The 22,962-nt window shown below is 69.7% G+C and carries 24 protein-coding genes and 1 pseudogene; 10 read left to right on the top strand and 15 right to left on the bottom strand.

Annotated features, from left to right (window positions below; all coding sequences use genetic code 11):
* Positions 1 to 331: 331 nt before the first annotated feature.
* Positions 332 to 913, bottom strand: a complete 582-nt coding sequence (locus tag DLJ49_RS18790; RefSeq protein WP_115395072.1) for a TetR/AcrR family transcriptional regulator — start codon at positions 911 to 913, stop codon at positions 332 to 334.
* Between the two features lie 420 nt (positions 914 to 1,333).
* Here DLJ49_RS18790 and DLJ49_RS18795 point away from each other — a divergent pair, with 420 nt between their 5' ends.
* From DLJ49_RS18795 to DLJ49_RS18830, 8 genes are all read left to right on the top strand, one after another.
* Entirely contained in the window at positions 1,334 to 2,425 is a 1,092-nt protein-coding gene (locus DLJ49_RS18795) for an ABC transporter substrate-binding protein (protein ID WP_115395073.1), read from the top strand.
* 71 nt (positions 2,426 to 2,496) lie between these two features.
* A complete protein-coding gene (locus DLJ49_RS18800) occupies positions 2,497 to 3,804 on the top strand; it encodes an NAD(P)/FAD-dependent oxidoreductase (RefSeq protein ID WP_115395074.1) in 1,308 nt (435 codons plus the stop codon).
* Positions 3,801 to 5,027, top strand: a complete 1,227-nt coding sequence (locus DLJ49_RS18805; RefSeq protein WP_115395075.1) for a YlbE family protein — start codon at positions 3,801 to 3,803, stop codon at positions 5,025 to 5,027. Before DLJ49_RS18800 ends, DLJ49_RS18805 begins: the two co-directional genes overlap by 4 nt.
* Positions 5,024 to 5,917 carry an ABC transporter permease gene (locus DLJ49_RS18810; RefSeq protein WP_115395076.1) on the top strand — a complete coding sequence of 298 codons (894 nt, stop codon included), beginning with the start codon at positions 5,024 to 5,026 and terminating at the stop codon, positions 5,915 to 5,917. The genes DLJ49_RS18805 and DLJ49_RS18810 overlap by 4 nt, the downstream gene beginning before the upstream one ends.
* A complete protein-coding gene (locus DLJ49_RS18815; protein ID WP_199533441.1) occupies positions 5,914 to 6,768 on the top strand; it encodes an ABC transporter ATP-binding protein in 855 nt (284 codons plus the stop codon). The genes DLJ49_RS18810 and DLJ49_RS18815 overlap by 4 nt, the downstream gene beginning before the upstream one ends.
* A gap of 26 nt (positions 6,769 to 6,794) precedes the next feature.
* A complete protein-coding gene (locus tag DLJ49_RS18820) occupies positions 6,795 to 7,115 on the top strand; it encodes a 2Fe-2S iron-sulfur cluster-binding protein (RefSeq protein ID WP_115395077.1) in 321 nt (106 codons plus the stop codon).
* A gap of 2 nt (positions 7,116 to 7,117) precedes the next feature.
* A complete protein-coding gene (locus DLJ49_RS18825) occupies positions 7,118 to 8,539 on the top strand; it encodes an FAD/NAD(P)-binding protein (protein WP_115395078.1) in 1,422 nt (473 codons plus the stop codon).
* Between the two features lie 45 nt (positions 8,540 to 8,584).
* Positions 8,585 to 8,971: a RidA family protein gene (locus DLJ49_RS18830; protein ID WP_233489260.1), complete on the top strand. Its 387-nt coding sequence runs from the start codon at positions 8,585 to 8,587 to the stop codon at positions 8,969 to 8,971.
* A 167-nt stretch (positions 8,972 to 9,138) separates the two neighbouring features.
* Here DLJ49_RS18830 and DLJ49_RS18835 read toward each other — a convergent pair.
* The 10 genes and pseudogenes from DLJ49_RS18835 to DLJ49_RS18880 form a co-directional block, all read right to left on the bottom strand.
* A pseudogene (locus DLJ49_RS18835) lies at positions 9,139 to 9,238 on the bottom strand (IS5/IS1182 family transposase); the annotation flags it as partial.
* A gap of 103 nt (positions 9,239 to 9,341) precedes the next feature.
* On the bottom strand, positions 9,342 to 10,088 hold the full coding sequence (locus DLJ49_RS18840; RefSeq protein WP_115395080.1) for an SDR family oxidoreductase: 747 nt from the start codon (positions 10,086 to 10,088) through the stop codon (positions 9,342 to 9,344).
* A gap of 27 nt (positions 10,089 to 10,115) precedes the next feature.
* A complete protein-coding gene (locus DLJ49_RS18845) occupies positions 10,116 to 10,922 on the bottom strand; it encodes an alpha/beta fold hydrolase (protein ID WP_115395081.1) in 807 nt (268 codons plus the stop codon).
* Between the two features lie 69 nt (positions 10,923 to 10,991).
* Positions 10,992 to 11,966: a TRAP transporter substrate-binding protein gene (locus DLJ49_RS18850; protein WP_115395082.1), complete on the bottom strand. Its 975-nt coding sequence runs from the start codon at positions 11,964 to 11,966 to the stop codon at positions 10,992 to 10,994.
* Between the two features lie 23 nt (positions 11,967 to 11,989).
* A complete protein-coding gene (locus tag DLJ49_RS18855) occupies positions 11,990 to 13,246 on the bottom strand; it encodes a TRAP transporter large permease (RefSeq protein WP_115395083.1) in 1,257 nt (418 codons plus the stop codon).
* Positions 13,247 to 13,248: 2 nt separating this feature from the next.
* The gene (locus DLJ49_RS18860; protein ID WP_115395084.1) at positions 13,249 to 13,791 is read right to left on the bottom strand and encodes a TRAP transporter small permease; all 543 of its coding nucleotides are present in this window, start codon (positions 13,789 to 13,791) and stop codon (positions 13,249 to 13,251) included.
* Positions 13,791 to 14,702: a 3-hydroxyacyl-CoA dehydrogenase NAD-binding domain-containing protein gene (locus DLJ49_RS18865; protein WP_233489269.1), complete on the bottom strand. Its 912-nt coding sequence runs from the start codon at positions 14,700 to 14,702 to the stop codon at positions 13,791 to 13,793. The genes DLJ49_RS18860 and DLJ49_RS18865 overlap by 1 nt, the downstream gene beginning before the upstream one ends.
* Positions 14,703 to 14,730: 28 nt before the next feature.
* A complete protein-coding gene (locus DLJ49_RS18870) occupies positions 14,731 to 15,048 on the bottom strand; it encodes an NIPSNAP family protein (RefSeq protein ID WP_115395086.1) in 318 nt (105 codons plus the stop codon).
* A gap of 3 nt (positions 15,049 to 15,051) precedes the next feature.
* Positions 15,052 to 15,585, bottom strand: coding sequence for a cupin domain-containing protein (locus tag DLJ49_RS18875; protein WP_233489263.1), 534 nt, complete (start codon positions 15,583 to 15,585; stop codon positions 15,052 to 15,054).
* Positions 15,575 to 16,345 carry a GntR family transcriptional regulator gene (locus DLJ49_RS18880; protein WP_233489266.1) on the bottom strand — a complete coding sequence of 257 codons (771 nt, stop codon included), beginning with the start codon at positions 16,343 to 16,345 and terminating at the stop codon, positions 15,575 to 15,577. The genes DLJ49_RS18875 and DLJ49_RS18880 overlap by 11 nt, the downstream gene beginning before the upstream one ends.
* A 189-nt stretch (positions 16,346 to 16,534) precedes the next feature.
* On the opposite strand from DLJ49_RS18880, the gene DLJ49_RS18885 reads away from it, so the two are divergent.
* Positions 16,535 to 17,329: an aspartate dehydrogenase gene (locus DLJ49_RS18885; protein ID WP_115395087.1), complete on the top strand. Its 795-nt coding sequence runs from the start codon at positions 16,535 to 16,537 to the stop codon at positions 17,327 to 17,329.
* A gap of 516 nt (positions 17,330 to 17,845) precedes the next feature.
* On the opposite strand, the gene DLJ49_RS18890 is transcribed toward DLJ49_RS18885, so the two are convergent.
* From DLJ49_RS18890 to DLJ49_RS18905, 4 genes are read right to left on the bottom strand one after another with little or no spacing between them, the layout of a single operon-like run.
* Entirely contained in the window at positions 17,846 to 19,006 is a 1,161-nt protein-coding gene (locus DLJ49_RS18890; protein ID WP_115395088.1) for a serine hydrolase domain-containing protein, read from the bottom strand.
* Positions 18,999 to 20,096 carry an ABC transporter permease gene (locus tag DLJ49_RS18895; RefSeq protein WP_115395089.1) on the bottom strand — a complete coding sequence of 366 codons (1,098 nt, stop codon included), beginning with the start codon at positions 20,094 to 20,096 and terminating at the stop codon, positions 18,999 to 19,001. The genes DLJ49_RS18890 and DLJ49_RS18895 overlap by 8 nt, the downstream gene beginning before the upstream one ends.
* The gene (locus DLJ49_RS18900) at positions 20,089 to 20,853 is read right to left on the bottom strand and encodes an ATP-binding cassette domain-containing protein (protein ID WP_158547514.1); all 765 of its coding nucleotides are present in this window, start codon (positions 20,851 to 20,853) and stop codon (positions 20,089 to 20,091) included. The genes DLJ49_RS18895 and DLJ49_RS18900 overlap by 8 nt, the downstream gene beginning before the upstream one ends.
* Positions 20,854 to 20,891: 38 nt before the next feature.
* Positions 20,892 to 21,935, bottom strand: coding sequence for a sugar ABC transporter substrate-binding protein (locus DLJ49_RS18905; protein ID WP_158547515.1), 1,044 nt, complete (start codon positions 21,933 to 21,935; stop codon positions 20,892 to 20,894).
* Positions 21,936 to 22,431: 496 nt separating this feature from the next.
* On the opposite strand from DLJ49_RS18905, the gene DLJ49_RS21905 reads away from it, so the two are divergent.
* Positions 22,432 to 22,938, top strand: coding sequence for a hypothetical protein (locus tag DLJ49_RS21905; RefSeq protein WP_158547516.1), 507 nt, complete (start codon positions 22,432 to 22,434; stop codon positions 22,936 to 22,938).
* Positions 22,939 to 22,962: the final 24 nt, after the last annotated feature.

The raw sequence follows: 22,962 nt of genomic DNA on the forward strand, positions 1-22,962 counted from the left end.
AGATCCACATAGCTGAACAGCGACCCGCTCGCCTCGTCTGTCCCGCGCATGACCGCCCCCCTCGTGACCCGGAAAGGGTGAATCATGTCCTCAAACCCGTGTCGAGGCGGCCTTTTTCAGCGGCCTGTTAACGCCTCAAAGGGATCCTTCGGCAGTGCGCCCGAGGCATTCTGGCAAGCGCTCGTCGTCAGCCGTTCCACCCAGCCGACCGACGCGAACGGGTACCGCGCCCTCGCCAGCGTTCTGACCTGAGACCGCTCCCGTCGCAAGGTCCAGGACCGTGAGCCCGGATTACCAAGCGGTCAGTGCTCGGGAACGAAAGAAACTGCCGCTAACCGCACCGCACGTCGATCAGGAGCGCGGCCAGGGCACGCGCCTCGCGCGCGGGCCGGACGGACCGTTCCAGCATTGCCGTCACGATCGCGCCGTCGATAAGCAGGCTCATCTCGCGCACGAGGCGCTCGGGCTCGGAGCAGCCGGATTCCTGCGCGAGCGGTATGAGGATCTCATCGGTCAAGCGCCGGTGCCGCGCGACGACGTCGGCGACCGGTGGCGCGAGCTTGTCATGCTCGGCCACCGCATTGATGAACGCGCAGCCGTAGAAACCGTCAGAGCAGAACCATTCCTCGAGCAGGTCGAACACCGCGAGCAGGCGGTCGCGCGCAGGACCGGGCGCCCGGCCGAGCCCCTCGGCGAACCAGGCCCGCCATTCCTCGCCCTCCCGGTCGAGTACCGCATGCAGCAGGTCGTCCTTCGAGCGGAACCGCTCGTAGAGCGTCTTGCGGCTGACGCCGGCCTCCTGCAGCACGCGCGCGATGCCCGTGCCCTGAACGCCATAGCGGCAGAACAGCCTTTGCGCGGCCGTCAGGAGGCGTTCGCGCGGAAGATCCGGCGGGGGCGGGGCGTCCTTCATGGGTCTCCTTGCGGCGACGCGAGGCGGACAGCGCCGCCGATCTGTTCACCTATCTTGACTCGCGGCGATCGCATGACAAGCCCGGAACGACCGAGCGAACACGCCGCACCGCGCGCCGGGCCGGAGCCAGCGATTCGCCCCGACCCGCGCAGACAGCGTGCGGAAACTGATCGGTCTCCGCGCAGGTTGGCGCATCTTTCAGCATTCAAGCGCCGCGGCGCAGAAACGAACGTTGCCGAGAGAATGGGCATCGCTGACGCAACATCCTGACAATGCACGCCTTTCCTCCTGCCGCGCGCTTGGCGACCCGTGTTGACGGCGCGGCGACCCTCGCCGTCTGATCACACAGACCAATCGGTTTCCCGCTGAAGCCGATCGGGGGCCCGCCAGCGGCGTGGCGTAACAAAAAGGACGAGAGAGATGACCGACGACACCCATGAGCATCGCGGCCCCGAACCCTGCAACCACGCCCACTCGGCCGAGCCCGCGACAGCCAGGGCACGCTCCAGCCTGTCGCGCCGCAACTTCCTGACCGCCTGCGGCTGCGTCGCTCTGCCGATCTCGGCCGCGGGCTCGGCCATGCTCGCCGCGGCCGGCCGGGCCGAGGCGCAGGTGTCGGACGAGGTGCTGCGCATCGGGCACCTGCCAGCGGGCTGCGTCTCTCACCTGCTGCTGGCCAAGGCGACCGGGATGTTCGCCGAGGCGGGGCTCAACGTCGAGCTGACCCAGTTCAATGGCCCGGCCGACAACCTCCAGGCGCTGGTCGCCGGTGGCATCCACGCCATGCACAACCCCTGGACGACGACGCTGGCCGCCTACGCCAACGGCACCGACAACCTGCGCATCGTCGGCGGCTCGGGCATCTCGGGGGTCGAGCTCGTGGCCCGCGAAGGCTCGGTAAAGAACGTGCGCGAGTTCATCGAGGCTGCCGGGACGGGGCTGCGCGTAGGCACGCTGCGCCTCGATACGCTCGAGGTCGTGGGGTACGGAACCATGGCGCAGAACGGCAAGTCCTACGAAGATTACGAGATGACGTTCTTCCCCTCGATGGTGGGGATGGGCGAGGCACTGGCCTCGGGCGACATCGATGTGTGCACCCTCGTCCAGCCCTATGCCGAGACGGTCGTGCGCGACGCCAACGGCATCTACCTCGCCGACAGCAATGACGTCTGGGGCCCGGAGGCGCCCGACTGCGTGATCACATCGACAACCGAGATGATGGACGGGAAGGGCGAGCTGATGACCGCCTACATGACCGTTCTCTCCGAGGCGGCGCGCTCGTTCTACAACGATTTCGAGGCAGCGCTCGACGTGCTGCAGCCGATCTACGGCGCACCGCGCGAGATCCTCGCGATCGCGCTGAAGCGCCAGTCGCCCGACCCGGTGATCAACGCCGCCGGCGCCTCGGGCATCCGCGACGGCGTCAGGTACCTGATCGAGCTCGGCTATTTCGAGACCAATATCGCCGACGAGGTGCTGATGCTCGAGCGCCAGCCCGGCGTCGTCGTCTGATCCACCGCGCACCCGGCCGGCGCGCGGCCCCATCCCCGCGCCGGCCCCCGCATTGCTGAAGGGAGGCATTCATGCTCGACCAATCCCCCAACACGACACGGGCCGCCGAGAGCGGTCACGTCACTGCCGATGTCGTGATCGTCGGCGCCCGCGCGGCCGGCTCGTCACTCGCCATCCACCTCGCCCGGCAGGGCCGAAAGGTCGTCGCCGTCGACCGCGCGACCTTTCCGTCCGAGACGATGTCGACCCACGTCATCTACCCCAACACTCTGGCACGGCTGGAGGATCTGGGCGTGCTCGCGGAGGTCGAGGCGCATGGGCCGCCGCCGCTCTACACGTCGTGGCATCACGAGGGACGCATGTTCGTGGCCCCGCACACGCCGGAACGCGGGCGCGACTGGGCGCTCTGCGTGCGCCGTGTGACGCTCGACGACATCCTCGTGCGCGCCGCCCGCCGCGAAGGCGCGACCATCTTGGAAGGACACCGCGCCACCGGTTTCATCGGCACCGGGAGCGGGGACGACCCGCTGCGCGGCCTCACTTGCTTGACGCCCGAGGGCGCGGAGCTGACGATCGAGGCAGACATCGTGGTCGGCGCCGACGGCGTGAACTCGGCGCTCGCGCGCCATGTCGGGCTCGACCGCGAAAAGGTAATGCCCACAGAGACGATGCTCTACTACGCCTACTGGACGGGCGTGGACACGCGGAACACGCAGGATTTCTTCTTCGAGTGCCCGTGGATCTGCGCCCATTTTCCCGCCGACGACGGGCACCACGTGATCACGATGAACGGTCCCGCCGATGCGCGGAAGGAGATGGGCGACCTGCAGGCCTTCTACCTCGACAAGATCATGTCGATCCCGGCGCTTGCCGCGCGGCTGAAAAACGCGACGCAGGTCAGCCGCGTCACCGGCACCACCCGGCTCGACGGCTTCTACCGCCAGCATACCGGCCCGGGCTGGGCGCTGGTGGGCGACGCCGCGCACTTCAAGCACCCCGCCTCGGCGCAGGGCATCTGCGACGCGCTCCACGCCGCCGAGGTGCTGGCCGAAGGGATCGCCGCGGGCGACTGGGCGACCTCTTACCCCGCCTGGCGCGAGGAGGAGAGCCCCGAGCTCTACGCCTTCTGCAAGCACCTGCGCGAGGCGCCGTCCGACGCGGCGATGCGCGTGGTGATGGACGCCTTCATCAAGGACGCACATCTGGCGCGTAAGATGGTTGACGTCTGGGCGCGCTCGTCGCGGCCCTGGACCGACGTCATCCCGCACGTTCCCGGCATGGAGCAGGTGACGGGTCTCTCGGTCGAGAGCGTGCTGGCCGAATTCGCCACCAACACGCGCACCGCCGCGCCGAAACCCGCCGCGATCGCCGCGGAATGAGCCTGGCCGACGATATCACCCCGGCCGACCGCGAGGCGGTCGGCCGGATCATCGCGTGCCGTCCGGTGCTGACCGGGCTCGAGATCGCCCGCGACGCTCTGGGGCTCGGCGATGGCGCGCTCGGCCATGCCGGCCCGCCCTTCCGCTCGCGCGACGAGATCCCGGCCGTGGTGCTGGGCGCGCTCGCAGGCGCTGCGGTGCACGAGGGCTGGGCAGGCAGCGTTGCGCAGGGGCGCGAGATGGTGCTCTCGGGCAAGATCGCGCTCCACGCCAACCACGACCTCGGCACGGTGTCTCCGATGGCGGGCGTCGTGCGCCCCTCCCAGCCCGTGATGCGGGTCGAGAACGCCGAAGGCAGCGGCACCACATGGGCCACCTTCGCCGAGGCGGGGCGCCGCGCCCTGCGCTTCGGCGTCTACGACGACGCGGCCGCCGAGGGGCTGCGCCATGTCGACACCGTGATCGCGCCCGCCGTTTCCGCGGCCCTGCCCAAGGGGGGACTGCCGGTCTGGCCGCTCGTCGCCCACGGCCTGACGCTCGGCGACGACACCCACCAGCGCAACATAGGCGGCATGTCGGCCTTCCTCGCCGCGCTGCCCGACCTGCCCGGCGACGTGCGCGCGTGGCTGACCGGCGTGCCGCAGCACTTCCTCAACTACGCGATGGCCGCGGCCAAGCTCTGCCTCGACCGCGCGAGCGGCGTGCCCGGTGCGCGGATCGTCACCGCTCTCACCCGCAACGGCGCCGACTGCGCGATCCGCCTTGCCGGAACCGGCGAGCAGTGGCACCGCGCGCCCGCGTCCCACCCGGTGGGCGGTTTCTTCGAGGGCTTCGCGCAGGCCGACGCGCAGCCCGATCTGGGCGACAGCGCCATCGTCGAGACCTTCGGGCTGGGCGGCTGCACGGCGCATACCGCGCCCGAGATCGCCCGTACCATGGGACGCGACTGGGACGAGGCAAAGCGCGAGGGCGCACGGATGCGGGCGCTCTTCGCCGCGCGATCCCCGCATTTCGACCCCGCGCTCGCCGGGGGCGCGGGCCTCGGCGCGGGCCTGCATGCCGCACGCGCTGCCGCGGCCGGTGGGGTGCGCATCCATACCGGGATCGCCCACCGCGACGGGGCGACGGGCTGGATCGGCATCGGCGTCGCTCGTGCGCCCGCCGCCTGCTTCGAGGGGGCGCTCGCCGCCCTTGGCGAGACCCACGAGACGGAGGTGACATGACCGCCCAGGCCGCCACCACGCACGCCGCGCCGGCCGACGCCGCGCCCGAGGCCACAGCGCCACCACCGCCCCGGCGTGCAGCCGCCCCTCCGCCGTTGTCCCGGCGACTCGCCCGGCGTTTCGCCACGCCGCTGTCGTTCGTATTTGCCTGGGCGGTGCTGCTCGGGCTGTGGGAGCTTGGCGCTGCCGCCGGCTGGTTCTCCGACCGCATCCTGCCGCCGCCGTCGCAGACGATCCCCTTCCTGCTGGCGGGCGAGGCGACCGTTGGCTTCGGCACCCAGCGCACCGGCCTCATGGAGGCGATCAGCGTTACTCTGGTCCGCATCTCGGTGGGCCTCGTGCTCGGCCTCGTGGCGGCCATCGGCGTGGCCTTCCTGATCCTGCAGGTGAAGCTCTTGCGCGCCCTCGTCCTGCCCATCGTGCAGTCGATCGCGCCGATCTCGCCCGTCGCCTGGGTGCCCTTCGCCATCGCCATCGTCGGCATCGGCGACCCCGCGGCGATCTTCGTGGTGTTCATGGCGATCTTCGGCTCGATGTGCTGCGCCGCCGTCGCCGCCTTCGACTCCGTCCCGCAGGAATACCGCAAGGTGGCCCGCTCGCTCGGCGCGGGCACGGCCGAGATGTGGCGCACCGTCCTGCTGCCCGCCGCCGCCCCGTCGCTGATGACGATGGTGCGCATGAGCTTCTTCGCCGCGTGGATGGCGGTGCTCGCCGGCGAGATGGCCGGCATCAATTCGGGGCTCGGCTACCTGATCATCATGGGCCAGCAGATGTACAACATGAAGCTCGTGATGGTCGGCATCATTGCTATCGGCGTTGTGGGCTTCGCGCTCGACCGGCTGCTGCTCGTCGCGCAACGCCGCATCGTCTGGTGGGAGGACGCGCAATGAATGTCCGCCTGACCGCGCCGGGAGAGGCGCCCGCCATGCCCGCGACCCGCACCATCGCCACCCCGAATGCCGCGGTGGAATTCGGCCGCGTCACCAAGACCTTCGGCGACGTGACCGCGATCGAGGATGTCAGCCTGCGGGTGCCGGCGGGAGAATTCACCGTGCTGATCGGCCCCTCGGGCTGCGGGAAGTCGACGCTGCTTTCGCTCGCCGCCGGACTCGAGGCGCCGACCGAGGGCTTCGTCACCGCCCACGGGCGCGAGGTGACAGGCCCCTCGCGCGACACGGCGCTGATCTTCCAGCAGCACAACCTGTTCCCGTGGATGACGACCGAGGCCAACGTCGCCTATGGCCTGCGTTCGCGGGGCATGGCGCGGCGCGAGGCGCTGGCGCGGGCGCGCGAGCTGCTGGCCATGGTCGGGCTGTCGGATTTCTCCAAGAAGCCGCCCACGGCGCTTTCGGGCGGGATGCGGCAGCGGGTGGCGCTGGTGCGCGCCTTCGCCACCGAGCCGACGCTGCTCCTGATGGACGAGCCTTTCGGCGCGCTCGACCACCAGACCCGCAAGATCATGCAGGCCTACTTGCTCTCGACGTGGCGCGACAGCGGCGCAACCGTGGTGATGGTCACGCACGATCTCGACGAGGCTCTGATGCTGGCCGACCGGCTGGTGCTCTTCACCGGACAGCCGGGGCGTATCGCCGAGACGCTGGACATCGCCGCGCCGCGCCCGCGGAGCCGCGACGATCCCGGCCTGCGAGAGATCGGCGCCCGGCTGGAGCGGCACCTCGCCGCCGCGGCCGAGGCGGCCGAGTTCACCGAAGCCGAACGCGCCCGCCTCGCGAGCCGCTGACCGCACCCGGACACCAGGAAAGAGACATGCTCAAGGTTACCTATGTCGCCCATGACGGGGCGGCCCGTACTGTCGAGGCCGAGACCGGAACGAGCGCCATGACCGCCGCCGTCCATAACGGGATCGACGGCATCCTCGGCGATTGCGGCGGCTCATGCAGTTGCTGCACCTGCCATGTCTACGTGGCACCCGAATGGCGCGAGGCGGTCGGCCCCGCCGGGCCGGGCGAGGACGACCTGCTCTCGATCCGCGACGACGTGGCCGAGACCAGCCGCCTCGCCTGCCAGATCACCCTCACGCCGGCGCTCGACGGGCTGGTGCTGCACATGCCGGAAGACCAGTATTGAGGATGCCGCGTGTCCTGATCGCAGGGGGCGGGTTCGCCGGGGCTGCGCTCGCCGTCCATCTGCTGCGGCAGGCGCGCGCGCCGCTCGCGATCACGGTCGTCGAGCCGCGCGAAAGGCTGGGCGCGGGCCTTGCCTACGGTACCGCCGACCCCGAGCACCGCATCAACGTGCCCTCCGACAACATGACCGTTCTGGCGGAAGCCCCGAGAGCATTCACCGACTGGCTGGAGAGGACGGGACGGCGGCAGGCCGACCCGGAGGGCGAGGACACGTCCGCGACCGAAGGACGGGGCCGCCATTACAGTCGCCGCGCGGACTTCGGCGTGTTCATGGCCGATCTTGTGGCAGAAGCGGCGGCCCAGGCGCCGCGGGGATGCCGATTGGAGCATGTGCGAGACCGGGTCGCCGGGATGCGGCCGGCCGGCGACGGCGCCATCGTCACGCTCGAAAGCGGACGCGCCCTGCCGGCCGACCGCGCCGTGCTGGTCACCAGCCACGACCGCCCGGTGCTGCCGGTCGCGCCGGCGCCCGGCTTTCTCCGCCACCCCGGCTACCACGGCGACCCGTGGGACACCGCGCGCCTCGCCGGCATCCCGCCCGATGCCCGGGTGGTGGTGCTGGGCACGGGGCTGACGATGGTGGACGTGGTCACGGGCCTTCTGGCGCGCGGGCATCGAGGGCCGATCTTCGCGCTGTCACGACGGGGCCTTCTGCCCCGTGGGCACGGCGCCTTCGGCCCCGTGACGGCGGTTCCACCCGAGAGCTTCCCGCCGACAGCACGCGCGGGGCTGCGACTCGCCCGCGAGATGGTGGCGCGGGAGCACGCGGCCGATCGCGACTGGCATCTCGCCGTCGAGGGTCTGCGCCGCTCGGCCGAGGCGATCTGGCAGCGCTGGCCCGTCGCCGAGCAGGCGCGCGCCCTGCATCGGCTGCGCTCGGCGTGGGACGTGCACCGCTTCCGCATTGCGCCACAACTCGCCGCCCGCCTCGACGCCGCATGCCGCAACGGGCGCCTCCGGATTCGCGCCGCCGCGCTCGGCGGTTTCTCGACGGCGGGAGAGGCGCTGGAAGTCGACCTGCGCCCGCGAGGCGCGGCCCCCGAGACCCTTGCCGCCGACGCGGTCGTCAACTGCATGGGTCCCTGCGCCGACATCACCCGGCGCGACGACCCTCTGTTGCAGGGCCTGTTTGCTGCCGGGCTCGCCCGGCCCGATCCGCACCGCTTGGGGCTCGACGTCGACGCCGCCTTCCGCCTGCGGGACCGGGCCGGTCGGCCGCAACACGCGCTCCGCGCCGTGGGCCCGCTCACCCGGGGCGTGTTCTGGGAAGTGGTCGGCGTGCCGGAACTCTCGGCGCACTGCGCCCGCCTCTCCGAGGCGCTACTCTCCGAGGTGGCGGCGCCGGCGGACAGAGCCCGCGCCTAAGCCCGACCGTTCGAAAGGACCAGGATGACTTCGAAGCGACACATCATGGCTGAGGGGGCCGCTCCGCCGCCCGCGACGGCCCGCTACAGCCACGCCGTGGAAGCGGGGGGCTGGCTCTACGTCACAGGGCAGCTTCCGGTGAACCCGGACGATCCGGCAGGACCGCTGCCCGAGGGCATTGCCGCGCAGACCGAGATGGCGTTCCGCAACCTCGAGATCATCCTCGGCGCGTCGGGCTACGCATTCACCGACACGGTGTTCGCGCGGATCTTCCTTTCGGATTTCGACCGCGATTACGCGGACATGAACGCGGTCTTCCATCGCTACTTCGACGACGAGTCCCAGATGCCCTCCCGCACCACGGTGGGCGTGGCGAAACTCGGCCGCGACGCGCTCGTCGAGATCGACCTCGTTCTGTTCAGGGGAGGCTGACACACCAGCGCGACGGAGCTGCAATCCGCGACGGTGACAGGACCGATGCCCGGCGCGGTCTGCAGGCGGCGCATGTCGTCGCTGGCCTTCGCCGTCGCCGCGATCCGCCGGTCGAGCGTGTCGATCTCTGCACCGATCCGCGCGATCTGCGCGAGGTAGAGCTCGGACATGCGCCGATCGTCGACGCGAGGCTTGCCGTGGGACTTCGGAAAAAAACGGCTCCAGACGCGCCATCTGCTCGTCCGTCAGCCAGAAAAGACTGCTCATGTCGCCGCTCGCTTGTCGAGCAGCCATTCATGAGCTGACCGCTCGATCAATGGGGCCTGAGCCCGACGCCATAGCCTCGGTCTCGCGGCCAAGAGGTCCTTTCTCAAAGGGAGAAGCCGCCGTCGGATGTCAGGATAGAGCCCGTCATGAAGCCCGCGCGGCCGCTTGCGACGAACAGGACGAGGTCGGCGACTTCCTCGGCGGTGCCCATGCGGCCGATCGGTTGGCGATCGTTGAAGGCCTGGAGCGCGCGATCCGCGCCGCCGAATTCGTCCGTACGGGCCGCGATGCGCTTGCGCAGCGATGGCGTGTCGACCGTTCCGGGGCAGACCGCGTTGCAGCGGATGCCGTGGCGGACGAAATCGAGGGCGACCGACTTGGTCAGGCCGATCATGGCGGCCTTGCTGGTGGCGTAGGCAAGGCGGTCCGGGGCGGCCGAGATCGACGAGATCACCGACGAGATGTTCACGATCGAAAGCGCCCGGCCCGCGTCGAGGGCGGCGCGCACGCTCGCGCGCGTGGCGAGGAACGTGCCCGTCACGTTGACGTCCAGCACTCGCCGGAACTCGTCGGCGCTGCAGGACGCGATGGAGCCGTGCGCGACGATCCCGGCACAGTTGACAAGAACGTCCGGAGCGCCGTGCTCTGCGACATGGGCCCGGACCGCGCCCTCGTCGGCCACGTCGACAGTGTGTCGGCTCATCCGTTCGAGGCCGCGGAGCGCCTCCGATTCCTGCGAGAAATCCCTGTCGAGCGCCCTGACCGCGGCGCCAGCGGCGTGAAAGGCCGCCGCGCAGGCCGCGCCGATGCCCTGCGCTGCACCCGTAACGAGAACGGTCGAGCCTTCCATGTCCGTCACGTGTGGTGTCTCCTCTTGTCAATCGCCGTGCCGGGTGGCGGCGCGGTCGCCGGCCGACAGCCAGGTTTCGACGCAGCGCACGAAGCGGTCGGGCCGCGTCCTGGGGAAGAAATGCCCCCCTTCGGAGAGCATCTCCAGGGTCGCGGCAGGCAGCGCGCCCGCCAGGTCGGCCTGCCGCGACGGGGGAACGATCCGGTCGTCCCGCGCGCCGATCACGAGGCAGTGCGCGCGGATCTGCCCGGTGAGCGGGACGCCGTCGAAAGCCAGCAACGCGTCGATCCGCGCAACCACCGATGCGATCTGACCTTGCGTTAGAGGCCGCGGCGCCAGCGATGCGGCGGAGATCCCAGCCATGTCCTCGGTCAGTAGCGCTGTCAGGCCCTGGGCCAGTTCCGGCGCCCGGCCCAGCAAGGCTCGGCGGTAGCCGAAAAGCGCCTGCATGTAGGCGTCGGCGCGCAGCCACGTTCCGCTGAGTACCAGGCGGTCCACCAGGTCGGGGCGCGCGGCGGCGAGGAATTGTGCGATGGCGCCGCCGGTGGAGTGACCGACGACCGTGACAGGGCGCGCCCCGAAGATCGACAGCACCGTGTCGGCCGCGTCCTCGGCGAGCCGCGCGATCGAGACAGGCCCGTCCGACGGATCCCTGTGGCCGCATCCCGGCTGGTCGTAGGCCGCGACGCGGAAGCGACCGCGCAACAGCGCCTGCACGGGGGCCCAGAACGCCGCCGTTCCGCCCAGTCCTGAGACCAGCAGGAGGGGCGACGCCGTGCACGGCCCCTCCACATGTCGCCATGGCGTCGCACCCTGCGGCTCCGTCAGTCCCATGCGCGTTGCGTCTCCGAGGCGATGTGCGGGGGCAGGTGGTGCGGGCGGGAGGCCCGCCCGCACGCTGTTTCACATCGAGCCGCCGACCAGCTGGTCGACAAGATCCTGACCGCCTGGGATCTCTTCCATCAGACCGGGCCACGCCTCGCGCGCGGTCTCGATGAACGGCGCCAGATCCGGCTCGTGGATGGCGATGCCTTGGTCGGCCATCGTCTCCAGCCCGGCCTCGGTCGCCGCGTTGTGCGCCTCGATGCCCGCGGCGAGCGCCTCGGGGGCGGCCTCGCGGATCACGGCGAGCTGCTCGTCGGTCAGCTTGCCTGCGAGCTGCGCAGAGGCAAGCATCAGTGAGGGCAGTTGGTGGACGCGCGTGAGGGTGTAGTCGCTGATCACCTCGGCAAAGCCGTCGCCCACCGTCTGGTCGGGCGCAAGCTCCGCGGCGTCGACGATGCCGTTCTGGAGCGCGAGGAACAGCTCGCCATAGGCCAGCGGCGTGGCCTGCGCGCCCAGCGCCTCGTAGGTCTGGACCCAGCCGGGCGCCTGGATGACGCGGATCTTGATTCCTTCCATCGCGTCGACCGTCGTGATCGGCGAGGTCGACGGCAGCGAGCGTTCGTAGATCGCCCCCCAGCCGAGGCCGATGATGCCGTAATTGTCGAACACGCCGAGCATCTCCTGCCCGGGCTCGGAGGCCAGCGTCTCGTAGGCTTCGTCCTTCGACGTGAAGAGATAGGGCAGCGAGAAGACCTTCATCTCGGGAATCGTGTTCTCGAGCGAGGCGGTGGAGATGAAGGCGAGGTCCACCGTGCCGGTGCGCAGGCCCTGCGTCAGTTTGAGTTCGCCACCGAGGGCGCCCTGGTTGAAGACGTTGATGATCACCTCGCCGTCGGTGCGCTCCTCGACCAGTTCGGCGAGGGTTTCGGAGGCGATCTGGTAGCTCGACGTCTCGCCGAGAACGTGGGCGATGTTGAGTTCGGTCTGCGCGGCGGCCGGGACGGCGGCCACGACAAGCGCCGCGCCGGCGGCGACGTTCCGGAAGGTGTTCATGATACTTCCCTGTGTCTTCTGGTTCAAAGGAGCAGCGGCAGGTACGTGATTGCCGCCAGGTTGATCAGCAAAACCGCGAGGAAGATCAGCAGCGGTTTCACCAATTCCTCGACCCGGATCCCCGCGACCGAGCAGGTGACGAACAGGTTCACGCCAACAGGGGGCGTGACCATGCCGACCGCAAGGTTGGTGATCATGACGATCCCGAAATGGACGGGATCGATCCCGAGCGTCAGCGCGACGGGCGCGAGCACCGGTCCGAGGATGATGATCGCGGCGAACGTTTCCATGAACATTCCGACCACGAAGAGCAGCAGGTTCGCCAGGAGCAGGAACACGAGCGGGTTCTCGGAGATCGACAGCATCAGCGCGGCGACTTCCTGAGGCGCCTGGAAGAGGGCCAGCGCGTAGGCGAGCACCGCTGCGAAGCCTACGATCGCCAGGATCACGGCCGACGATAGCGCCGCCGAAGAAAGGATCTGCGGCAGGTCGCGCCACGCGATCGTGCGGTAGACGAACTTGCCCACGACGAAGGCGAAGACGACGGCCACCACCGCGGCCTCCGTCGCCGTGAACACGCCCAGATAGATGCCGCCGAGGATGATTACCGGCATGCACAGCGACAGGAGCGCGCCCTTGAAGGTGCGCCAAACCTCGCGGCGCCAGCGCGCGGCCTCGAACGGCACGGCATCGCCGTAGCCGCGCAGCCATGTCAGAATCGAGATCGTCGCGATCAGCGACGCCCCGATCATCAGGCCCGGCACGATACCGGCGATGAACAGGTCGGTGATCGAGACGCCGGTCACGACGCCGTAGATGATCATCGGCACCGACGGCGGCAGGATGACGCCGAGTTCTGCCGAGGAGGCGACGATGGCCGCGCCGAATGGGCGGGGGTATTTCGCCTTCTCCATCTTCGGGATCAGGATCGAGCCGATGGCGGCCGCTGTGGCCGAGGACGAGCCCGACACGGTCGAGAAGAACATCGTCGACAACACCGCCGCCGAGCCCAGCCCGCCGCGGAACCAGTTGACCAGCGCATGCGCGAAGGACACGAGCCGGTCCGCGATGCTTGCGCGATCCATCAGCGTGCCCGCGAGGATGAAGAACGGCAGCGCCATCAGGGCGAAGCTGTCGAGGGCCTCGAACGTGGTCTGGGGCACCACGATCAGCGACATGCCGCGCTCCATCAGTGCGGGCAGCGGCGCCAGGCCCAGCGCGATCGCGATGGGCACGCTCGCCCCGAAGAGCAACAGAAGGAGCAGGATCGCGAGGCCCATGCTCAGTCCTCCCGCCGCGTCGGCGCACTCGTTGCGCGGATGTCCGCGCCCCGTTGCCAGGTATCGGCAACCAGCGCGAGGATGTTCAGGCAGCCCAGAGCCGCCCCCGCCGGCATCGCCCAGTAGACCCACGTCTTCGGTATGGAGAGCGCGGGCGACCGCTCGATCGCGCCGAACTCGACGAAGCGGAGTCCGAGAAGGAAGATCGTGACCAGAAATCCGAACGACAGGGCCTGAGCCGCATAGCGCAGTGCCTGACCCGCCCGCGGCCCCAGCCCGTCGGTGACGAAGGTAAGCGACAGCAGCATCCCGGTGCGGAAGCCGACGCCCATTCCGAGGAACACGACCCAGATCATCGCGTAACGCGACAGTTCCTCCGTCCACGGCGCCGAGATGGCGAAGCCGAAATTGGTGAAGACGAACCGCACAAGAACCTGCGTGAACGTCGCGAGCGTCATCCAGAGCAGCAGCAGGCCCAGTACGACCTTCGCCGCGGCATTCAGGGCATCGGCCGTCCCCACGAGGCCCCCAGCGAGCCGACGCATCACACTGCCCTCTCTGCCCGCCACGCGCGCAGGGCCGCGAGTGCGTCGTCGCGGCGATCGCGGCGCGCCTGCGCCTGCGACAGGGGCGTTTCGGCGAGGCAGTACTCCTGCAGCGCCGCACGCGTCTGCGGCGTCAGCAGGTCGTCGAGGCGCGTGCCGTCTGGGCAGAATCCGTCGAACATCGCCCGGTAGCGCGTGAAGTAGTCGTTGATGCCGCCTGGGGCGTTCAGGTGAACAGCCTCGAGGGGCCCGAGCAGCGCCCACCGCATGCCGAACCCGTCGCGGATCAGCGCGTCGGCGCCGCCGGGCGTGACAACGCCCTCGCGCACGAGATCTATCATTTCCAACAGCAAGGCGCCCTGAAGGCGGTTCATGGCAAAGCCCGGCATCTCGTGCGCGAGGCGCACCGGCGTCTGCCCGATGCCAGAGAGCAGCGCCTCGGTTCGCATGACGATCTCTTCAGCGGTGAACGGTGCCGGAACGATCTCGACGCAGGGCAGGGCGTGCGGCGGGGTCGCCGGGTGCGCCACCACGAAGCGAGCGCGTCCGGGCAGGTCGGCGGCAAGATCGGACATGCAGAGCGCAGAGGTGGAGCTTGCCACGATCGTTTCGGTCGCCAGCGCGCGATCGAGCTGGGAGAACAGGGCCCGCTTGGCCGACGCATCCTCCGCGATCGATTCCTGAACGTAAGCGCAGCCGGACAAGGCGTCGAACGCGTCCGCGACGGTGAGCCGCCCCGGCGCGCTCGGGGGAGCGCCCCCGGAGGCGTCCACCGACAGGCGATGCACGGTCCGCTCGCGCAGGGTCTGGCCATCGACCGCGGGGTCGAAGACCACGACATCGTGCCCGCCCCGCAGGAACGCCGCGGCCCACGAACTCCCGATAAGGCCGCAGCCAACGATGCCGATCATCTCTGCCAACGCGCGCTCCGGTCCGGGCTTACTGCAGGGGCGAAAAGCGTGTCGGCCGAAGGAACCGCGTGGTCTGCTGGTCGAGCAGAGGCAGCACCTTGTCGAGGTAGGCCGCCCAGCGGTGGTCGGCCATCATCGCATCGCGCCGGGCGAGGCGATCGTCCATGCTGTCGAAGCCCCACAGCGCCACCACACGGTTGAGCTCCCCCACGTCGCTGACGAAGTAACCCAGGAAATCTCCCAGCATCTCCTTCTGGACGGGCAGCCCGTGCTCTTCGTAGATCCGGACGAATTCCGGTGCCCGGCCGGGCTTGGTGCGGTAATCGCGTTCCTCGATGATGCGCATGGCTCACTCCTCCCCTTTCGACGGCTGCGCGGCGAAGACGGTCTCGGCCTCGATCTGCGCGACGTTGTCTGGCCGGGGGAACGGCTCCGGCGCGGGGTCGCCGGGGGTGCGGCGCCGCCCGATCCGCTCGAAGAAGCGCTCGATGCCCGCAGGCATGAGCAGCCAAAGGAAGGTCAGCGGTTCGTCACCGTCGTTGATGAACGAGTGTCGGCGGTTGTATCCGACGAAGACGATGGTGCCCGGCTCGGCGCGGGCAACCGTCGCCGCGTCGTCGATTTCGATCTGCCCCCGGCCGGACAGAAAGTAGATCACCTCTTCGTGTCGGTCGTGGGCATGCGTGCGCACGTAACAGCCGCCCGGCGCCACCGTCTGCGTGCCGATCGAGAAGGGGTGCTCGGCTCCGATCTCGGCGCTGTCGATCAGGCAGCGCACGAAGCCGTTCGCCGGCACGGGCTGCCAGTAGCTCCGGCCGTCCTCGAGCGCGCGCACGATGGCCGGGCCCGTCGTCGCGTCGTCCCGCGTCTTGTCATTCATCATCGCCGCCTCCGCTGCCGGAAAGGGGAGCGTGGTGAGCCACGTTTGCCGGGCGGGACAAGCCCATGAGCAGCCCGTCCGCGATGGCGCGGCGGAGGCCACCGCTGCGATGCGTGACGTGGCTGAACATCTCTGCGGCGGCCCTGTCGGCGTCCCGCGCCGCGATGGCCGAAAGGATCGCCTCGTGCTCTTCGAAGGTCCGCTTGCGGTCGACACCGTGAAGATCGGCCCAGCGAACGAAGTGGATACGCGAGTTGATGTCGCGAACGGTGTCGAGAAGGGCCGAGTTGCCTGACAGCGCCGCGAGCCGCTCGTGGAACAGGGCATCCTGCTTGACGAGATAGTCCGCGTCGGACTCCCCGTAGTTGTCCAGCACCTGCTGCCAGTAGTCGGACAGCGATTCGAGGTCGAAGGCGCTCGCCCGTTCGACCACGAGGCGCACGGCGCCGACTTCCACGATGCCGCGGGCCTCGAACAGGTCCTCGATTTCCTTCACGTCGACCTGACGGATGAAGAAGCCCCTGTTCGGCACGAACTCGACGAGGCGCTCGACGAGCAGCCGGTTGATCGCCTCGCGCAGGGGCGTCCGGCCGACGTCGAGCTGCTCGGAGAGATGCATCTCGTTGAGACGCTCCCCGGGGCGCAGATCGAACTCGATGATCATCGCCTTCAGGCGCGCATGCGCAAGAGCGACCGTGTTGCCGTCTCGCTTCTGGCGCTTCTGGGAGGGGACCTCCGCATGCGGCACGTGTTTGGGCATCATTGACCACTATTTTGCAACATAACTAAATTGAGTTTACAGACATCACTGCATCGAGCAACCGTGGATCGTGAGGATCGCCATGATGAAGTCGCAAGATACTGATAAGGAATTAGAGTTTCCGGCCGCCGTCCGCCGTTGCATCGCCGCGCACGCCGCTGGCCACCGCGCTGTCGGCGCTGGAGCCGACCGGTGAGGCTTGCCGTGATCGGTCATGGCACCATCGCTCGATACGCGATGGAGCGGCTGAAGGAGCGCGGTCACCGGATCGTCGCGCTCGTCCTGCGGCCGGAGCGCATCGCGGAAACGCGGGCGTGCGGCCCGGACGGCCCCGTGCTGGTATCGTCGGCCGGCGACTTGCCGGACGGCATCGACCACGTGATCGACTGCGCCGGCCACGCGGGCCTCGCGGCCCACGGGCCCGCCGTCCTGGCGGCGGGCCACGACCTTACCACCGTGTCCGCAGGCGCGCTGGCCGACCCCGCCCTGCACGACGCGCTTGCCGGGGCGGCGCAGGCCGGCGGCGCGCGGCTCTGCATTGCGAGCGGTGCGGTCGGCGCGCTCGACTGCCTGCGTGCCGCGCGGGTCGGTGGCCTGCGTGCGGTCCGCTACGTGGGACGCAAGCCGCCCCGGGGCTGGATTGGCTCGCCGGCCGAGCACATGCTGGACCTCGACGGGATGCACGGGCCGGCGCTGACGCATTTCACCGGCACGGCCCGGCAGGCTGCCCTCGTCTACCCGAAAAACGCCAATGTCGCGGCCGCCGTCGCCCTGTCGGGCCTGGGCTTCGACGCGACCGAGGTCGCGCTCGTCGCCGATCCGCAGGTGTCTCGCAACGTCCACGAAATCCACGTCGAGGGAGAGTTCGGCACGTTCGAGTTCCGCATCGAGGGGACGGCCCTGCCGGACAACCCGCGCAGCTCGGCCCTCGCCGCGATGAGCGTAGTCAGCGCCTTGGAGAGGCACGACGCGCCGATCGTCTTCTGACGTTTCCGCCGTCGCGCTGCCAACGTCCGGGCGCGGGCCAAGCGGGTGGCAGCCGGCACATCTTCGCCGAGGACAGGGAGGGCGAGAAGATTGACATCGCGGAGACTTTCACCCGGCAGCCGGCGGAGGCGGGCTGGGCCGTATCCTTCCTGATGCCCGAGGGGCGTAGCATGGCGAGCCAGCCGCAGCCGGCCGGCGATGTACGCCTGGTCGAGGCGGAGGCGCGCCTCGTGACGGCGGTGCACTTCTCGGGTCGCTGAACAGATGCAAGGTTCGACCGTTTCGTTAGGAAATACGGCAGGAGGCTCTCCCGTGCAGCTTCCTCTCGAAGGACGAGGGTGTCAGCGGTGTCGATCGAGGCCCGCGTCATCAGGAGGGTGAAGTCATGGCGTGGAGCGCTCTTGTGGGCCATCGGGGCGGGAGAGATCGGCGCCACGCCGATGACCGAGCAGGGTCTGCTGACTCGGTCGGAACACCTGGTCGCCACCGATCTTTCAGGCCGGTGCGCTCGGGCACTCATCCTGTGCCAGAGAGGGCGCGCGCGACACGCGAGAGGGCTACCGCGCGCGGGTCTGTGACCGTACCCGGGATCGCGGCGTTCGTGAGGTAGGCGAAGCCGAGGCCCGTGTCCGGGTCCCCCCAGGCGAGCGATCCGCCCATGCCCGGGTGACCGAAGCTGCGCGGCCCGGACGAAAGCTCGATCGACGGCGGGGAGTTCAGCACGACCCCGAGCGCCATGATGCGGGCCCCGCCGGTGACGTCATCGTCAGCGGTCCGTGCGCGTTGATGGAGCATCGCGTCGCGGCCGGCGGGGGAGATGAAGGAGGGTGCCCCGGCCGCGAAGAGGGAATAGGCACGGGCGAGGCTCGCCGCATCGGAGATCAGCGAGATCGCGGGCGTCTCGGCGGCCAGGAAATCGGCGGCCCCGGTCAGGCGCAGGACGTCGGCGAACCCCAGCCCCACGGGCACGCAAAGCGCCCGCCGGAGCGGATTGCCCGGGTCGGCGAAGGCCGCATCCACCGCCGCGCATTTCTCGAGCCCTGTGCGGGGCACGCCGGGCCTCGCGAGGCGGTCGCGGATATCGGCGGGCCGGGTGCCGAAGCCGAGCGCGAGCCCGTGCGGCTCGGCCAGCACCCGCTGCGTCTGGGCGTCGAGGCCGAGGCCGGTGGCCCGGCGCACGCATTCGCCGACAAGCCAGCCGTAGGTGAGGGCGTGATAGGCGACACGGCCCACGAGTCCCGGCTCGGGGGGCGTGCGGGCCAGCGCCTCTGCCGCGGTCTCGCCGGCCCAGCTCGCGGCATCGTCGAAGCGGGGCAGCCCCGGCGCGTCCGGGAGCCACGGCAGGCCCGCCCGATGGGTCATCACGTCGGCCAGCGTCGTGGTCTGCCCGGCCGCGCCGAACCCGGGCCAGTAGCTGCGGATTGGTGCGTCGGGGTCGATCTCGCCGTCCTGGGCCAGCCGCGCCACGACCATGGCCGCGAGGCCCTTAGACACAGACCATGTCACGATCGGGGTATCCGCGCGCCACGGTCGTCCGGGCGCTGCCTCCCCCAGCCAGGCCTCGGCCAGCACCACCCCGTCCTGCGCTACGGCCACGCCGGCACCGAAGCCGGGCTCGCCGGGCTCTCCCGCCGCCAGCACCGCGGCGAGCCGATCCGAAAGCGCGCTCTCAGGCATCGGGCCCGCGATCCTGTCGCGGCGTAGCGCGGCCCTCGACGGCGAGGCCCATGCGCTCGGCGACACCGCCCTCGGCGGCGAACTCTTCCATCGCCTGCCGCCGCTGGCGGCGGTTGTGGCGTTCCTGCCCGATCTGGTTGACGGCAACGGCCGCGATCAGCGCCGCCCCGACGATCAGTCGCCCGATATTGGGATCGAGCCCCATCGCCGTGATGCCGCTGGTCACGAGGCCCAGCAGGATGACGGCCAGCACCACGCCCGTCATCCGCCCCTCTCCGCCGGTGATCGCGACACCGCCGAGCACGACCGCGGTGATCACCTCCAGCTCGAAGCCGACGCCGAAATTCGGGCTCGCCCCGCCGAGGCGGCTGGCGGCCAGCACGCCGGCGAGCCCGGCCATGAGGCCGCTCGTCACGAACAGGCCGAGGGTGATCCGCCACCCGCTGAGGCCCGCGAATTCCGCGGCCTGTCGGTCGTCGCCGAAGGCGCGGATATGCATCCCCGTCCGCGTGTGCGCCAGCAGCGCCGTCGCCCCGAGGGCGATGGCCGCGAAGAGCACGATCGGCAGCGGTACGCCCAGGACCGCCGACCGGCCCATCGCCGTGAACCCGGCCGCAACGCCCGTCACGCTCGAATCGCCGGTCAGGATCAGGACGAGCCCCCGCACGAAGGTCAGCGCGCCCAGCGTCACGATGATCGGCGAGATGTTGATGCGCCAGACGATCAGCCCGTTCAGCAGGCCGATCAGGCCGCCGCTGGCGACGCCCAGCAGGATGGCGAGGCCCGCCGGCAGCGTCTGCGCCAGCATGGCGGAGACGACGGCGGAGAGCGCGAAGATCGAGCCGATGGACAGGTCGATCTGCCCGCCGATCATCAGCAGCGCCGCCCCCACCGCCGCGATCCCGATGAAGGCGATGTTGAGGCCCACAACGCGCAGGTTGGCGAAGGTCAGGAAGTTGTCGTTGACGATCTGGACCACCCCGCTGAAGGCCACGATGAGGGCCAGCAGCGTCAGGTTGCGGATCGCCGCCTCGGACAGCGACCTGCGGCCGCCGCTGCGGGCGGGCCCCGGGGCGGCGGCGTCAGTCATGGCCGGACATCCGCGCGGCCAGTTCGGCCCGGCTCATCCTGTCCCGTGCCACGTCGGCCACCACGAAGCCGAGGCGCAGGGCCACGATGCGGTCGGCGATCTCGTAGACGTCGTCGAGATTGTGCATGACCACGAGCGCCGCGAGCCCGGTGCGGGCCACGTTGCGGATCGCCTCGAGCGTCGCGGCGGTCTGCTTGATGCCGAGCGCGGCCGTCGGCTCGTCGAAGATCACCATCCGGTCCGCGGCATGGACCGCGCGGGCGATCGCGATGGCCTGCCGCTGCCCGCCCGAGAGCTTTTCCACGGGGATGTCGATGTCGGGGATCGACGCCGAGACGGCCTCGAGGCTCGACACCGCGATCTGTCGGGATTTCGCCCGGTCGAGAACCTCGAGCGGGCCGAGGCGGAGGCGCGCGGGCTCGCGCCCCAGCACGATGTTCTCTGCCGCCGACAGCTTGTTGCACAGCGCGAGATGCTGGTGGACGGTCTGGATGCCGAGGCGCTGCGCCTCGCGCATCGCGTAGCCCGGATACGCACGGCCGTCGATCTCGATCTGGCCGGCATCGGGGGCGAGCGCCCCGCTCAGGATCTTGACCAGCGTGCTCTTGCCCGCGCCGTTGTCGCCCACGAGGCAGACGATCTCGCCGGGCGCGATGGACAGCGTGACGCCGTGCAGCGCCCGCACCGCCCCGAAGAACCGGGTCAGGTCGTGGCAGGCGACCGCGGGGCGTCGCGCGGCGTCCCCGTCCGCCGACATGGGGGCATCCTCAGGCGCGCGGGGATCGACCGGGGCGATCATTCTGCCGGCGTCGCGTCGCCCTTGACCAGCACGGTGTCGGAATAGCGGCTGACCTCGTCGAAGATGGGTCCGGCCGCCTCGCTGAACGGGTCGGCGGTAATCTCGCGGTACTGCGCGAGGGTGTCGGCGGTGACGAGGCGGCCCTGCTGCACGCGCGTCGGCGGCACGTCCTCGCCGCGCAGCAGCGCCTCGGTGTCCTGCATCGTCAGGATGGCGCTGAAGCCGAACATGTAGCCCCACGTCACCTGGTAGGGGGTTCCGCCCTCGATCGCGTCGAGCGCGTCCGGCAGGCCGTCCGTCCCGCCGATGAACAGCTCCGAGGGGTCGGTTCGGCCCGCCTCCGTCGCGGCCTGCAGCACGCCGAGGCCGACATCGTCGTTGAAGGCCAGAAGCACGCGGATATCGGGGTTCGCCGCGAGGATGTTCGCGGCCCCCTCGGCGCCCTCGAGGCGATCGTAGGCGTCGACTTCGGCCACCACCTCCGCGTCGGAGTTCTCGAGGATCCCGTCGCGCATGCCCTGGCTGCGCTCGACGAGACCACTGTCGCCCGATTGCGCGAGAATGCCGACGAGACCCTCGCCGCCATGCGTCTCGTTGAGCCAGCGGGCGGCCGCTGCGCCCACCTCGTAGCCCGAGTCGTAGAAGTCGAGCATCACGTTCTGATCGACGCCCGAGATGGCGAAGCCCGAGTGGTTGACGACGACGGTGCCCTGCGCCTTGGCGTTCTGGATGGCGAGGTCCCAGCCGACATCGCTGGCCGCCGTTATGATTACCGCGTCCGCGCCCTGCGTGGCGAGCCCCTCCACGTCGGTCGTCTGCTTGAGGGGGTCCCCCTCTGCGCTGACGACCACGAAGTCCGACCCGCCCGATCGCGCGGCCGTCTTCTCGAGGGTGTCCGCGAAATTGTCGATGACCTCGAGCCCGCTGGCCGGGATCGAGTAGCCGATACGCATGTCCGCAAGGTCCTGCGCGCTGGCTTGCATGCCGGCGGCGCACAGGGCGATCGACGTGGCCGCCCCACGAAGAGTCAGTTTCAGCATTCCGAATCCTCCCTGACCTGAGGGAGCCTGCCGCGCTGCTTCGGGTCGACCCTGCAGAACGTCGAGAATGGACATCTGCATGATCATACTGGATATTCGGCCATGCGGACGCCCCCGGCAGCGCCGGCGTTTCGTGCGCATCATCGACAGCGACCACGACGATCCCATCCCCCGTTTTGTGGAGAAGGACATCGAGGTCCACGGGGCTTTGATGGTGTCAGCGCTCCTCGACGGCATCGGTGTGCCAATGTGGGTCAGCGACAATCCACGAGGAGGGCAGGCATGTCGGAGATTACCACGGTCGGGTGTGGATCGGCTTTGAATGGTGACCCCTGTCAGTCTCGGTCCGAGCCTTGGAAAAGGCAACGCAAAGCGCTACCTGCCCGGGGTCCCGATCGGCGCCGATAGGGATCGCGCGATTGCCTCGAAAATGCGGCGTCTTCAACTGCTTGCGACCAAGTGAGGTGGGGCGCGAGTACAGAGCCGATCCACACCGATGCCGACCGTGAACACCATCCCGTCCCGTTCAGGAAAGATCGCGGAATGGGTTCTCGACCGTCAGCGCGCCTTCGATCACGAGCCCGTCATGCAGGTCTTCGATCAGGAGGTGGGTACACCCGTGCGCGAGGGCCGCGCCGACGAACATCGCGTCTTAGACGCCGAGCCGCTACCGCGCGCCAACCGCACGGCCTATGTCGTGGATTTCAGGCGTGAGGCTGACGGTCTCGCACAGGTCGCGGATGTCGCCGAGAAACTCCCCGGCCTCGTCCCAGTCCAGGCCGGCTTTGCGCCGGCAGTTGACCAGAACTTCGTTGAGGACCTGCACGCTGATGGTTCCACCGCCCGCAAGTATCGCGACGGCACGATCCCGTTTCGGCCCATCGTCGTCGAGCAGATAGAGGAGATGGGGTGGATGCCGCTCTCCCCTGACGGCATCGCAATGTGCCAAGCTTGCGGTGTTGAATCACAAGCTGAAGGAGAGGGCATCCATGGGAGAAGTTAGCATCATAGGCGTCGATCTGGCAAA

This window comes from Rhodovulum sp. 12E13, assembly GCF_003340565.1.
GTDB lineage: Bacteria > Pseudomonadota > Alphaproteobacteria > Rhodobacterales > Rhodobacteraceae > HLUCCA09.